Genomic DNA, 14683 nt, shown 5'->3' with positions numbered 1-14683 from the left:
CAATTTCCGGACACGGACAGTAATTGAAGGATCACTCGTCCGACACGAATGGGGTGGGTGGCGAGGCGATGAATTGCTTCTCGCTGCCCTCGTCGGTATTAGGGAGTACGCGATGACGCGATCGCTGGTGGCTACCGGAAACGCCGCTGGGGCGAGTGCGTCGGTCAATGTCGAGACAGTCGCGGCGAGCCTGCTGGTGCTCGCGCACGCCGGCGCCGCGCAGACCGTCACCGGTGAGCTGACCGACCCGGCGACCGGGCGGTCGGTGACCGTGTCGGCGCCGTGGCGGGCCCGCCGGTCGGTCCTCGCCGCCGCCGTCGGCAAGCAGATGGCGCGCCTCGGCGCGGTCACCGCGATCCGGGTCGACCACGGCGACGGGCCGCACGTCCTGGTCACCGGAGCGGACGTCACTCCGTCGGCCGACGCGGCGCTGCTGGCCGGGCGGGTCGACCGTGCCCTCGGGGCAGCGGACAATGTGCCGGTCGGCGCGATCGACCTCCACGGCGAGGAGGACCTCCGGATCGTCGCGGCCGCCCATCGCCCGGGCCGCGCGCCGGGCGACAGCGTGCCGGCCCTCGTCCGCGCCCAGGCGCTCGCCCGGCCGCAGGCCACCGCGATCGAGGAGGCCACGCGCAGCGTCAGCTACGCCGACCTCGTCGCGGCGGCCGACCGGTACGCGGGTGTACTGCGGGCGGCGGGCGTGGCATCCGGCGACGTGGTCGCGGTCGGGCTGCCCCGCCGGGCCGAGCTGGTGGTCACGCTGCTGGCCGTGTGGTCGCTGCGGGCCGCGTTCCTGCCGGTCGATCCCGGGCATCCGCGCGCCCGGCTGGACACCCTGCTCGACACTGCGGACGCGCGGTTCGCGGTGCTGACCGATCCGCAGGCGGTGACCCGTCCGGGCTGCCGGGTCGTCGCGCCCCCGGACGGCGACCCGCTCCCGGCTGCGGCCCCGCTTCCCGTCGAGGCCACGTCAGCCGGTGACCCGCCGACCGGCGACGATCTCGCGTACGCGATGTCGACCTCCGGCTCGACCGGCCGTCCGAAGGTGGTCGGGGTGTCGCACGCCGCGCTGGCGCACTGCGTCGCCACCTTCGCCGACCTGCTGGCACCCGGGACGGTGGCCGGCACGACGGCACTGACCTTCGACATCTCGCTGCTCGAACTCTTCCTGCCGCTGGCCACCGGTGGTCGGCTGCTGCTCGTCGACGACGCGACCCGACGCGACCCGGCCCGGCTGGGCGGGTACCTGTCCGCAGCCCGGCCCGACCTGATCCAGGCGACACCGTCGGGCTGGCGGCTGCTCCTGCCGCACCTCTCGGGCGACCTCGCCGGGCGGACGCTGCTCTGCGGCGGCGAGGCGGTCACCGCCGACCTGGCCGCCCGCCTGGTGGACACCGGGGCCACCGTGTGGAACGTCTACGGGCCGACCGAGGCCACCATCTGGTGCACCGCCCAGCGGCTCGATCGGCCGGTGCCCGATCCGGTGCCGATCGGCGCACCGCTGCCGGGTACCGTCGCCGTGGTCCGGGGGCGCGACGGGCGGCCGGTGCCGGTCGGGCAGGTCGGTGAACTGCACGTGGGCGGTCCGCAGCTCGCCGTCGGGTACCTCGGCGACGCCGACCGCACCGCCGAGGTGTTCCGGGACGACGAGTACCGCACCGGTGACCTGTGCGCCTGGCGTCCGGACGGGACGCTGTCGTACCACGGGCGCGCCGACAACCAGGTCAAGATCCGGGGACACCGGATCGAGCTGGAAGAGATCGAGACGTACGCCGAGCGCCATCCGGCGGTGAACCAGGCGGCGGCGGTGGTGGTGAGCGCGGCCGAGGACGACCAACGGCTCGTGCTGTACGTGCGGACCGGCGGCGACGGACCGACGGTCACCGACGCGGCCCTCCGCGAGCACCTGGCGGCGTCGCTGCCCACCGCGTTGCTGCCGCAACGGATCGTCGCGCTACCGGAGCTGCCCCTCACGCCCAGCCAGAAGGTCGACCGGCGGGCGTTGCGGGAGGCGGCGACGGCACACATCCACCGTCGGGCCGGTTCCGAGGAGACGCCATCATGAGGGTTCTGGGCATCAGCGGACTGCACAACAGCGTCGACTTCAAACGCCGTGAGCTGCCGGACCTCAGTGCCCGCGAGTACCGGGTCGTGCAGGGCCTGGACTCGGCGGCGGCACTCGTCGTCGACGGTGCGGTGCGGGCCGCAGCGGCCGAGGAGCGGTACACCGCCGAGAAGGCGACCGGCAGCTTCCCGGCACACGCGATCCGCGACGCGCTCCGGCGGACCGGCGTCACCCCCGACGAGATCGACGTCGTCGCACACGGTTTCGCCCACCGGGCCGCCGACCTGGACCTGTCCGACCCCTACCTGGCCACCCGGTACGCCGAGGTCTACGACCCCGACGTGCAGTTGACCTGGCTGCGGCGGGAGTTCCCGGGCGTGGACTGGGCCGCGAAGCTGGCGCCGGTCCCGCACCACCTCGCCCACGCCGCGAGCGCCTACTACCCCAGCGGGTACGACGAGGCGCTGGTCCTGGTCGCGGACGGGATGGGGGAGACGGAGAGCCTGACCGTCGCGGCGGGCACCGGCGGCAAGCTGGAGGTCCTGCACCGCATTCCCGCGCTGCACTCGATCGGCACGCTCTACGGCGTCTTCACCATGTACCTCGGCTTCGACATGATGATGGACGAGTACAAGGTGATGGGCCTGGCCGCCTTCGGGGACCGGCGGGTCCACTTCGCCGAGATGTCGAAGCTGGTCAAGCTGCTCGACGGCGGCACGTTCACGGTGTCGGCGCTGGCCGCCGACCGTGACCTGCGGGAGCGGGAGACGCACCGGGGCGTGCTGGCCCTGCTCGCCGAGCGTTTCGGTCCGCCCCGGCAGCCGGGTACCCCGATCGAGCAGCGGCACCGGGACGTCGCCGCCGCCCTCCAGGCGGTGGTCGAACTCTGCCTGGTACACGTGCTGCGGCACTTCCGGCGCGAGACCGGGCTGCGGGACCTGTGCTACGCCGGTGGCGTCGCGCTGAACTGCTCCGCCAACGGGGTGATCGCCCGCAGTCGACTGTTCGAGCGCATCTTCATCCCGCCGGGCGCGGGCGACGACGGGTCGGCCGTCGGTGCGGCCCTCTACGTGCAGGCCCAGCAGGAGCCGGCGACGCGGATCCCGGCGATGTCCATGCCGTACTGGGGCACCTCGTACACCGACGAGGAGATCGGCGCGGCCGTCGGGAGCCGGACCGACGTGGTGGTCCGGCACGTACCGGACCGGGCGCGGCTGCTCGCCGGGACCGCCGAGGCGCTGGAGGCCGGCGAGGTGGTCTCGTGGTTCCAGGGCGGGATGGAGTTCGGCCCCCGGGCGTTGGGCAACCGCAGCATCCTCGCCGACCCACGGGACGCGCGGATGCGCGACCACATCAACGCGTTGATCAAGCGCCGGGAGGACTTCCGTCCCTTCGCACCGGTGGTCACTGAAGAGGCGGCGTCGACGTACTTCGAGATCGAGCCGGGGGACGAGGAGCGCTTCCGGCACATGCTGTTCACCACCCGCACCAGGTCGGAACACCGGGACTCGTTGGGTGCGGTCACCCACTTCGACGGCACCGCCCGCGTGCAGGTCGTCACCCGCGAGGGCAACCCCCTGCTCTGGGAGCTGCTGACCGCGTTCGCCGACCGCACCGGCATCCCGGTCCTGCTGAACACCTCCTTCAACCTGCGCGGGCAGCCCATCGTGCGGAACCCGGAGATCGCCGTCGACACCCTGCTGCGCGGTGGACTGGACCGCCTGGTCATCGGGTCGTACACGGTCACGCCGCCGAGCGCCGGGAAGGACCGACCGTGACCGTCGAGGTCAGCCGGGGCCCCCTGGTGGCCGCGACCCTCGCCGCCGACGACGAGGTGATGCCCGGCCTGTCGTTCCGTCGCGGCGAGGCCACCCGCGCGCTCGACGTCACCGAGGCGGACCTGACCGTCCTCGCCGACAACCTCGGCACCACACCGGCGGCGGTGCTGGCCGCCGCGACGCAGGCCCTGGTGGCCGGCGACCGGGGTCGGACGTCCGCGACGACGACCGTGGTCGGCGTGATCGTCGCCGACACCGACGGCGTCGCCCTGCGCGCGGTGCACTGCGCGGTGGAACCGGAGCTGCCGTTGCGGCGGATGGCCGAGCGCGCCGCGACGGCGCTGCCGGCGGCGCGGCCGGCGACCGACGGCGAGGTACGCATCGCGGTGGTCCCGCTCGGCGCGCTCGGCGGCGGACTCGACCCCGGCGACGTCGCCGACCTCGAACACGAGATCGTCTGGTGCGACGCCGTCCTGGAGTTCACCGCCCGCGACGGTCGGCTGGTGGTGCGCTGCGACCACGACGAGGACCGGTACGGCCAGGTGAGCGTCGCCGCCCACCTGGACCGTCTCGACGAGATCCTGACCGCGCTGGTGGCGGGCACCGGGCACCTGCCGGGCGCGGGCGGGACCGATCCCGTGACAGTGGCCGTGGACAGCCTGCCCACCAGCGAACCTGTCGAGCCCGCCACCCCGACGGAGCGGCTGCTCGCCGCCGTCTGGGCCGACGTCCTGCACCTGGACCGGGTCGGCGCCGACGACAACTTCTTCGCCCTGGGCGGGCACTCCCTGCTGGCCGCCAAGGTCGTCGCCCGGACGACGGCCGAGCGCGGGGTGGCCCTCACCGTGGACCAGATCTTCGCCCATCCGGTCCTCGCCGACTTCGCCGCGCTGGTCGACGCCGGTGAGCCGGCGGTCGCGCTGCCCGCCCTCACCGCGCACACCGGCGATCCGGTGGTGTCGTTCGGGCAGGAGCGGCTCTGGTACCTGGACCGGCTGCGGGACGGCTCGGCCCTCTACAACGTCCCGGTGCTGGTGCGGCTGACCGGCACGGTCGACCCCGAGCGGCTGCACGACGCCGTCCGCGCGGTGGTGGCCGCCCACCCGGCGCTGCGTACGGCGCTGGCGACCGTCGACGGTCGTCCGGTCGCCCGCACGGCCGACCCGGCGGAGATCGACTGGACCGTCTCGGACGCCCGCGCCGGAGGTGAGCGGGAGGGGCGGCGACTGGCCGCCGCCGGTGTCGCCCGACCGTTCGACCTGGCGCAGGCCCCGCTGCTGCGGGGCGGACTGGTCCGGATCGCCGACGACCAGTGGCTGCTCTGGCTCTCCGTCCACCACGCCGCCTGCGACGGCTGGTCACTGGACATCCTGCTCGCCGAGATCTTCGGTAAGGAAGGGTCCCCTACTAACGCCTCGTGTAGTAAAAGGGACCCCTCCTCACTCGCGCCGACGTACGCCGACTACGCCGCCTGGCAGCGCGAGGTGCTCACCCCGCAGGTGATCGCCGACGAGGTCGCCTGGTGGCGGCAGCGACTGGCCGGTGCACCGCGCCTGCTGGAGTTGCCCGCCGACCGCCGTCGCCCGGCGGTGGCCAGCCACGCGGGCGCCACCCTGCGGCACCGGCTGCACCCCTCGACCGTGTCGGCGCTGCGTGCCGCCGCGAGAAGCCATTCGGTCACCGTCTTCGACCTGCTGGTGACCGCGTACCTGCTGCTTGTCGGTCGCTGGTCGGGTCGGACCGACGTGCTGGTGGCGACCCCGTCCGCCGGGCGTCCGCTGCCCGAACTCGACGACCTGGTCGGCTTCTTCGTCAACACCGTCGTGCTGCGGGCCGACCTGAGCGGCGCGCCCACCTTCAGGGACCTGGTCGACCGGGTACGCGCCGTGTCCGCCGCCGCGCAGGCCCACCAGCAGATCCCGTTCGCGTCCCTGGTGGACGCCCTCGATCCGGACCGTGACCAGGGCCGGGCCCCGCTCGCCCAGGTCGCCTTCGGGATGAACCAGCACGCCCGGGGCCGCTGGGAGTCCGACGGACTCGTCGCTGAACTCGACTCGGTCGACACCGGCACCGCGAAGTTCGACCTCACCCTGGCGGTGGTCGACACCGGCGGCCCGGATCTCGGCGTGGAGGTCGAGTACGCGACCGACCTGTTCGACGAGTCGACCGCCGACCGTTTCGCCGTGCAGTGGACGGTGCTGCTGGAGCGGCTGCTCGCCGATGTCGACGCCCCGATCACGTCGGTGTCCGCGTTGCCCGCCGAGGAGGAGCGTCGACTCCTGGACTGGGCCGGGCAGGCCCGCGACTATCCCGCCGAGTCGACCGTGGACGAGTTGGTGGCCGGGTGGGCGGTGTCGTCGCCGGATGCGGTGGCGGTGGTGGATGGGGACCTGTCGGTGTCGTACGGGTCGCTGGTGGCCCGGGCGGACGCGTTGGCGGCCCGGTTGGCGGGGCTGGGTGTGGGCCGGGGTTCGTTGGTGGGCCTGTGCTGCCGGCGGTCGGCCGATCTCGTCGTGGGGATGTTGGGGGTGTTGCGGGCCGGTGGCGCGTACGTGCCGTTGGACCCGGACTATCCGGCGCAGCGGTTGGAGTTCATGCTCACGGACACCGACGTGCGGGTGGTGGTGGGGCATCGCGATCCGCTCGACCGGTTCCCGCTCGGTGACCGGCACGCCGTCGCCCTGCCCGAGGCCGCCGGTGAGGTCGATCCGATCGCCCGTGCCGACCTCCGGTCGGCGCGCGGCGGTGACGACGCCGCCTACGTCATCTACACCTCCGGCTCGACCGGTGATCCGAAGGGCGTGGTGGTGCCGCATCGCGGCATCACCCGCCTGGTGGGGGGAGCCGACTACGTCGAGCTGACCCCACGGACCGTCCTCGCCCAGCTCGCCAACGCCAGCTTCGACGCCATCACCTTCGAGGTGTGGGGCGCGCTCGCCAACGGCGGGCAGGTGGTGATCGTGCCCACCGAGACGGTGCTCTCCCCGCCGGGTCTCGCCGCGCTGCTGCGTACCCGGTCGGTGACGACGGTCTTCATCACCACCGCGCTGTTCAACGCCACCGTCAACACGGTGCCCGACGCCTTCGCCACCGTGGACCAGCTCTACTTCGGTGGCGAGAGCCTCGATCCGGGGACGGTGGGCCGGGTCGTCGAGGGTGGACAGGGTCCGGCGCGGCTGCACAACATCTACGGCCCGACCGAGGTGACCACCTTCGCCACCTACACGCGCCTGACGGCGCGGCCCACCAGCACCGGCGCCATCGGTACGGCGATCGGGAACACCTGGGCGTACGTGGTGGACGACGGGGACGGCCTGGCCGGCGTCGGCGTACCCGGCGAACTGTGGCTGGGCGGCCCGGGCGTCGCCTGGGGGTACTGGGACCGGCCGGGGCTGACCGCCGACCGGTTCGTGCCGGACGGCTTCTCCGGTGTGCCGGGTGCCCGGCTGTACCGGACCGGGGACGTGGTTTTCCGGCGGCCAGACGGGTCGCTGGAGTTCGTCGGCCGCGCCGACCACCAGGTGAAGGTGCGGGGGTTCCGGGTCGAGCTGGGCGAGGTCGAGTCGGCGCTGCTGGCGTACCCGGCGGTGGCGTCGGCGGTGGTCGTCGCGGCGCGGTCCGACGGCGCTCCGGTGCGGCTGGTCGGCTACGTGGAGCCGGCGGCGGGTGCCCCGGTCAGCGTGGCGGGGCTGCGCGAGTTCCTGGCCGAACGGCTGCCGGAGCACGCGGTGCCGTCGGTGTTCGTGGTGATGGACGCGCTGCCGCTGACCCCGAACGGCAAGATCGATCGGGCGGCGCTGCCCGATCCGGACACCGACCAGCGAGTCGACCAGGTCGCCTTCCGGGCCCCGGCCGACCCGCTCGAACAGATCATCGCCGCGACCTGGGGCGAGGTGCTCGACGTCGCCGAGATCGGCCTCGACGACAACTTCTTCGGCCTCGGTGGGCACTCCCTGCACGCCGTGCAGGTCTGTGGCCGGCTGGAGCGCACGCTGCGTACCCCGGTCTCGGTGCGCCACCTCGTCGAACAACCCACCGTCGCCGACCTGGCCCGGCGCCTGCGCGCCGAGGGACCCGACGCCGGCCGGATCGACCAGATCGCCGCCGTCGTCGTGCAGGTCCGCCGACTCAGCCCCACCGAACGCGCCGCACGACTCGGCACCGCGTCCGCAGCAACGAAGGAGAACACTGGTGACGACCACTGATTCCGCCGGGTCGCTGGGGCCGACCGAGGACGAGCTCATCGACCACCTGCTCGCGCAGGCGGGGATCACCGACACCGTCGCCCGTCCGGTCATCGTCGCCACGGGCGTGCCGACGGTGCTGTCGCCGGGCCAGGAACGCCTGTGGTTCCTCGACCGCTGGCGGCCCGGTCTGCCGCTCTACAACGTGCCGGTCGCCTTCGCGCTGACCGGCGCGGTGGACCCCGACGCGCTGGGCGCCGCGGTGCAGCTCCTGGTCGACCGGCACGAGTCGCTGCGGACCGCCATCGACACCGAGCAGGGTCGGCCCCGGCTGCTCCGGGCCGAGGCGGGTACACCGGTGTCGTGGCGGGTCGACGACCTGCGCGCCGAGGGGACGGGAGCCGAGGCGGCGGCGCTGGACGCGGCGCGGGCCGCCGTCGCCGAACCGTTCGACCTGTCGCGGGCGCCACTGCTGCGCGGCGGACTGATCCGGCACGCCGACGACCGGTGGCTGCTCTGGCTGTCGATCCACCACGTCGCCTGTGACGGGCAGTCGCTGGAGATCCTGCTCGGTGAACTCGCCGAGGCGTACCGGGCGCTGGTCGCCGGTGTCCGGCCCCCGGCCCGGGACCGGTCCCTCGGCTACGGCGACTTCGCCGCCTGGCAGCGGGACCAGCTCACCGGTGACCGCGTGCGGGACGGCGTCGAGTGGTGGCGGCAGCAGCTCGACGACCTGCCGCCGGTGCTGGAACTGCCCGCCGACCGGGTCCGCCGCCCGGTGCAGAGCTACGCCGGGCAGACCCGGCACGCCGAGTTGGCGCCCGCAGTGGCCGACGCCGTCCGGTCGCTGGCCCGGCAGCGGTCCAGCACCGTCTTCGACGTCCTCTTCGCCGGCTTCGCCCTGCTGCTCGGGCGCTGGTCGCGCCGTACCGACGTGGTGGTGGCCACGCCGGTCGCCGGTCGGCCGGTGCCGGAGGTGGACGACCTGGTCGGGTTCTTCGTCAACACCCTCACCCTGCGGGTGGACACCTCCGGCGCACCGACCTTCGCCGACCTGGTCGGCCGGGTCCGCACCGCCTCGGCCGACGCCCAGGACCACCAGGACGTGCCGTTCGCGGCGCTGGTGGAGGCGCTCGCGCCGGAGCGCGAGCTGGCCTGGTCGCCGCTGGTGCAGGTGCAGTTCGTGCTGCAACGCCAGGACCCCGCCGGGTGGCGGCTCGGCGACGGCGTGACCGCCGACCCGGTCGGCATCGACACCGGCACCGCCAAGTTCGACCTCACCCTGCTGGTCTACGACACCGGCACCGGCGGCATGCGGGTGGAGCTGGAGTACGCCACCGACCTGTTCGACGCCACCACCATGGACCGCTTCGCCGCGCAGTGGTTCACCCTGGTGCAGCGGCTGGTCGCCGACGCGGACCGGTCCGTCGCCGAGGTCTGCGGTCTGCCGGAGCAGGAGCGCGCCACGATCGAGGGCTGGTCGGGCATCACCCGGACCTTCCCCGTCGACGCGCCCCTCGGTGACCTGGTCGCCCGGCACGCGCGGCAGCGCCCCGACCACGTCGCGGTGCTCGACGGCGAGACCCGCACGACGTACGCGGAGCTGCTGGCCGCCGCCGACGCGGTGGCCGCCACCCTGCGCCGGGCCGGGGTCGGCCGGGGCGACATGGTGGGCGTGTGCTGCCGACGCTCGACCGATCTGGTCGTCGGGATGCTCGGCGCGCTGCGGGCGGGCGCAGCCTACGTGCCGCTGGACCCCAACTACCCGGCCGACCGGCTCGACTTCATCGTGCGCGACAGCGGCCTGCGGGTCGTCGTGGCCCAGAGCGACGCGATTCCGTCCGACCTCACGCTGCCCGAGGACGTCCGCACCGTGGCGATCGAGGAGGCGGTACGCGCCGACACCACCGACGCACCGGACCTGGTTGCCCCGGCGGTCGACGACCCCGCGTACCTCATCTACACCTCCGGCTCGACCGGGCTGCCGAAGGCGGTCATGGTCTCGCACCGCAGCGTGCTGCGGCTGTTCGCGGCCACCGAGGAGCAGTTCCACTTCGGCCCGCAGGACGTGTTCAGCCTTTTCCACTCGGCCTCGTTCGACGTCTCCGTCTTCGAGGCGTGGGGCGCGCTGACCCACGGCGCCACGCTGGCGGTGGTGCGCTACTGGGAAAGCCGCGACCCGGAGGCGTTCTACGAGCTGGTGGAGCGCGCCGGGGTCACGGTGCTGAGCCAGGCGCCGGGGGCGTTCCGTCAGTTCGAGGCCGTCGACGAGCGGCGTCGGACGGGCCTGGCCGTCCGGGTGGTCATCTTCGCGGGTGAGGCGCTGGACCCCGACGCGGTGCGTCGCTGGTGGACCCGGCACCCGGAGACCGGCCCCGAGATGGTCAACATGTACGGCATCACCGAGACCACGGTGCACACCACGTACTGCCTGCTCACCGCCGATCTGCTGGCCGAGCGGCACAGCCCGATCGGGCGGCAGGTGGCCGACCTGAGTCTGCACGTGCTGGACGAGTACGGACGGCCCGCCCCGATCGGCGTACCCGGTGAGCTCTATGTCGGCGGCGACGGCGTGGCGCACGGCTACTGGCGTCGGCCGGAGCTGACCGCGCAGCGTTTCGTCGCCGACCCGGTGATCGCGGGCGGGCGGCGCTATCGCAGCGGCGACCTGGCGACCTGGCGTCCCGACGGCACGCTGGAGTACCTGGGCCGCCTCGACCACCAGGTCAAGATCCGGGGCTTCCGGATCGAGCCGGCCGAGGTCGAGGCCGCGCTGCTGGCCCACCCCGCGGTGAGCGCCTGCCTGGTGGTCGCGCACGGCGAGCCGGGCACCGAACGTCGGTTGGTCGCCTACCTGGTCGCCGAGGGCGACCTGACCGTCCCCGAGGTGCACGAGTTCCTCGAACCGACGCTGCCCAGCCACATGATCCCGTCGGTGGTGACGGTGCTCGACGCCTTCCCGCTGACCGCCAACGGCAAGATCGACCGGCGGCGGCTGCCGGAGCCCGGCGTCGACCGCCCGGCGTTGGCCCGGCCGTACGTGGCGCCCCGCAACGAGACCGAGCAGGCCCTCGCCGAGATCTGGGCGACCGTCCTGGAACTCGACCAGGTCAGCGTCGAGGACAACTTCTTCCACCTCGGCGGCGACTCGATCCGCAGCGTCCAGGTGATCGGCCTGGCCCGCGCGAGGGGACTCGACTTCTCGTTGCAGCACCTGTTCCAGCGCACCACCATCGCCGCGCTGGCCGGTGCGGTCACCACCGCGCAGGCTCCCGCCGCCGAGCGGCAGCCCTTCGCGCTGATCTCCGAGGCGGACCGGGAGCGGCTGCCCGAGGACGCGGTGGACGCGTACCCGATGGCGGCGCTCCAGGCCGGAATGATCTTCCACATGGAGGCCGACGAGGGACGTCGGCTGTACCAGAACGTCGACAGCTTCCACGTCCGCGCGCCGTTCGACGAGGCGCTGATCCGGCGGGCCATCGGGCAGATCGTCGACCGGCACGACATCCTGCGGACCTCGTTCCACCTCAGCGAGTACAGCGAGATGCTCCAGGTGGTGCACCGCGAGGCGGACCTGCCGATCGAGGTGTACGACGTCCGCGAACTGGACGAGCGGGAGCAGGACCGCCGCATCGTCGAGGTGATCGAGGGGCTGCGCGACGTCCCGTTCGACCTGGCCCGGCCGCCGTTGTGGCGCTTCGTCTTCCACTGGCGCAGCGCGGAGTCCTTCGAGTGGACCCTGGTCGAGCACCACGCCATCCTCGACGGCTGGAGCCTGCACTCCTCGATCACCGAGATCCTCCAGCGCTACATGGAGCTGATGCGGGACCCGTCGAGCAGCGCCGACCCGAAGCCCGCCTCGACCTACCGGGAGTTCGTCGAGGCCGAGCGGGAGGCGCTCGCCTCGGCGCAGGAGCGGGAGTTCTGGTCGGCGCGGGTCCGGCAGGCCAACCGCCTCCGGCTGCCGCGCTGGCCGCAGGGCGCCGAGGTGGAACCGCTGGCGCAGCCGGAGCCCGCCCCGGACGAGCAGCCGCTGCTGGAGTGGGAACTGCCGCCGGGACACTCCGACTTCTACCGCTGGCTGGAGACGAAGATCCCGGACGACCTCTGCGCCGGGTTGGAGCGGGTGGCCGCCGGTGTCGGCGTACCGCTGAAGAGCGTGCTGTTCGCCGCGCACATGCGGGTGCTGGCCCACCTGACCGGCAGCCGTGAGGTGTCCACCGGGATGGCCTTCAACGGCCGCCTGGAGGTGCTGGACGGCACCGAGTCGCGGGGCCTGTTCCTCAACTCGTTGCCGGTCACGGCGACCGTGGCCGGTGGCACCTGGGCGGACCTGATCCGGGCGATGCTCGACGAGGAGAACGAGCTGCTGCCGCACCGCCGCTTCCCGATGGCAGAGATCCAGCGCCTGGCCGGCGGGGAGTCGCTCTACGAGACGCACTTCGTCTACAACCACTTCCACGTCATGCGCGGCCTGGCCGACCGGGACGTCCGGATCGTCGACCCGAAGATCAACTCTTTCACCACGATGCGGGTCGAGCCGACCAACTACCCGTTCGTCTGCGGCTTCCTGCGCGACCCGGGCGCCAGCGGCCTGCTGATGGGGCTCGACTACCACACCACCGAGTTCCCGCCGGAGCAGATCCGGCGGGTACGCGGCTACTACCTGGCCGCGCTGCGCTCCATCGTGGCCGACCCGGACCGGTCGCTGGCCGAGGCGGACCTCACCTCGCCCGCCGAGCGCGCCCAGATCGACGGGTGGAACCGGACCGCCCGGGACCAGTCCCCGGAACTGACCGTGGACGCTCTGGTGGCCGGGTGGGCGCAGTCGTCGCCGGATGCGGTGGCGGTGGTCGACGGCGAGGTGTCGCTCTCGTACGCGTCGCTGGTGGCCCGCGCGGACGCGCTGGCCGCGCGGTTGGCGGAGTCGGGCGTGGGCCGGGGTTCGTTGGTGGGCCTGTGCTGCCGGCGGTCCGCCGATCTCGTCGTGGGAATGCTCGGCGTGCTGGGGGCCGGTGGCGCGTACGTGCCGTTGGACCCGGACTATCCGGCGCAGCGGTTGGAGTTCATGCTCACGGACACCGACGTGCGGGTGGTGGTGGGGCACCGGGACCTGCTCGACCAGCTCCCGCTGACCGGCCGCGAGACGGTCGACATCACCGACGTGACGCCGCTGCCGACCGGCCGGGACACCCCCACCGCCCCCGGCACCGTCGCCGAGGACGCCGCGACCCTCATCTACACCTCCGGCTCCACCGGCCGGCCCAAGGGCGCGATCGTGCCGCACCGCGGCATCATCCGCCTGCTCCGCGACACCGACCTGATCCGGCCCGAGGAACTGCGCGCCGTCGGTCAGGTCTCCAACGCCTCCTTCGACCCGCTGCTGTTCGAGGTCTGGGGGCCGCTGCTCAACGGCGGCCGGGTGGTGGTGGTCCCCACCGACGTGGCGCTCTCGCCGCCGCGCTTCGTCGAGCTGCTGCGCCGCGAGCAGGTCACCGCCGTCGCGATCGTCACCGCGCTGTTCAACTCCACGGTCAACGAGATCCCGGACGCGTTCACCACGCTCAAGCAGGTCTACATCGGCGGCGAGCGGATCAACCTCGGTGCGATCGCCGCCGCGGTGCGGGCGGGCGGGGCCCGGATGAACAACATCTACGGCCCGACCGAGGTCACCAGCATCTCGACCTGCAACCCGCTGTCCGAGGTGCCGGCCAGCTCCGGGGCGATCGGTGCGGCGATCACCAACACCACCACGTACGTGGTGGACGAGTGGGGCCGACCGGTCGGCGTGGGAATCCCCGGTGAGCTGTGGCTGGGCGGCCCCGGTGTGGCCTGGTGCTACTGGAACCGGCCGGGGTTGACCGCCGACCGGTTCGTGCCGGACGCCTTCTCCGGCGTACCCGGTGCCCGGCTCTACCGGACCGGGGACGTGGTGGCCTGGCGTGCCGACGGGACGCTGGAGTTCGTCGGCCGCGCCGACCACCAGGTCAAGGTCCGGGGTTTCCGGGTCGAGCTCGGCGAGGTCGAGTCGGTGCTGGTGGCGCACCCGACGGTGGCCTCCGGGGTGGTGCTGGCGCTGCGGTCCGGCACCGGCCCGGTACGCCTGGTCGGCTACGCGGAGCCGGCGGCCGGCGCGTCCGTGGACGTGGCGGAGTTGCGCGAGTTCATGGCCGAGCGCCTGCCGGAGTACGAGGTGCCGTCGGCGTTCGTGGTGATGGGCACGCTGCCGCTGACCCCGAACGGGAAGATCGACCGGGCGGCGCTGCCGGAGCCCGACCCCGAGCGGCCGGAGGCCGCAGGCGCCCACGTGGCGCCGCGCGACGCCCTGGAGCGGGAGGTGGCCGCCGTCTGGGCCGACATCCTCGGCGTCGAGCGGGTCGGCATCGGCGACAACTTCTTCGCCCTGGGCGGGCACTCGCTCCAGGCCGTGCAGGTGGCGTTCCGCATCCGCACCACGTTCGGGGTGGACCTGGAGCTGCGCCGGATCCTTGAGGCGCCGTACGTCGAGGACCTGGCCAAGGCCATCAACGAGGCGCTCGGCGAACAGGACGACCTCCTCGCCGAGGCGCTGGAGAGCGTCGAGTCGATGTCCGACGAGGACGTCCGGACGCTCCTGGCGAACTCCTAGCCGGCCACCGACGGCCCAGTTCCGAAGG

The 14683-nt window shown here is 73.2% G+C and carries 4 protein-coding genes; all 4 read left to right on the top strand.

What is annotated here, in order from left to right; translation table 11 throughout:
• Positions 1 to 112 precede the first annotated feature (112 nt).
• Genes ID554_RS06720 through ID554_RS06705 form a run of 4 tightly spaced genes read left to right on the top strand, consistent with a single transcriptional unit; the run spans position 113 to position 14655 of the window.
• The gene (locus tag ID554_RS06720) at positions 113 to 2065 is read left to right on the top strand and encodes an amino acid adenylation domain-containing protein (RefSeq protein ID WP_117228498.1); all 1953 of its coding nucleotides are present in this window, start codon (positions 113 to 115) and stop codon (positions 2063 to 2065) included.
• Positions 2062 to 3843 (top strand): carbamoyltransferase family protein, encoded by a 1782-nt coding sequence (locus tag ID554_RS06715; RefSeq protein WP_117228497.1) that lies wholly within the window; start codon positions 2062 to 2064, stop codon positions 3841 to 3843. The genes ID554_RS06720 and ID554_RS06715 overlap by 4 nt, the downstream gene beginning before the upstream one ends.
• The gene (locus tag ID554_RS06710; protein ID WP_117228496.1) at positions 3840 to 8048 is read left to right on the top strand and encodes a non-ribosomal peptide synthetase; all 4209 of its coding nucleotides are present in this window, start codon (positions 3840 to 3842) and stop codon (positions 8046 to 8048) included. Before ID554_RS06715 ends, ID554_RS06710 begins: the two co-directional genes overlap by 4 nt.
• Complete coding sequence (locus ID554_RS06705) at positions 8035 to 14655, top strand: non-ribosomal peptide synthetase (RefSeq protein ID WP_158573739.1); 6621 nt, start codon at positions 8035 to 8037, stop codon at positions 14653 to 14655. Before ID554_RS06710 ends, ID554_RS06705 begins: the two co-directional genes overlap by 14 nt.
• Positions 14656 to 14683: the final 28 nt, after the last annotated feature.

It is taken from the genome of Micromonospora craniellae (assembly GCF_014764405.1).
Classification (GTDB): Bacteria; Actinomycetota; Actinomycetes; order Mycobacteriales; family Micromonosporaceae; genus Micromonospora; species Micromonospora craniellae.
The sequence above is the reverse complement of the archived record's forward strand: the minus strand, read 5'-3'. Positions and strand labels throughout refer to the sequence as shown.

What these genes read in the sequence shown, in the direction of transcription:
- ID554_RS06720 (WP_117228498.1), top strand. Translation starts at nt 113, where the DNA reads ATGACGCGATCGCTGGTGGCTACCGGAAACGCCGCTGGGGCGAGTGCG.
- ID554_RS06715 (WP_117228497.1), top strand. Translation starts at nt 2,062, where the DNA reads ATGAGGGTTCTGGGCATCAGCGGACTGCACAACAGCGTCGACTTCAAA.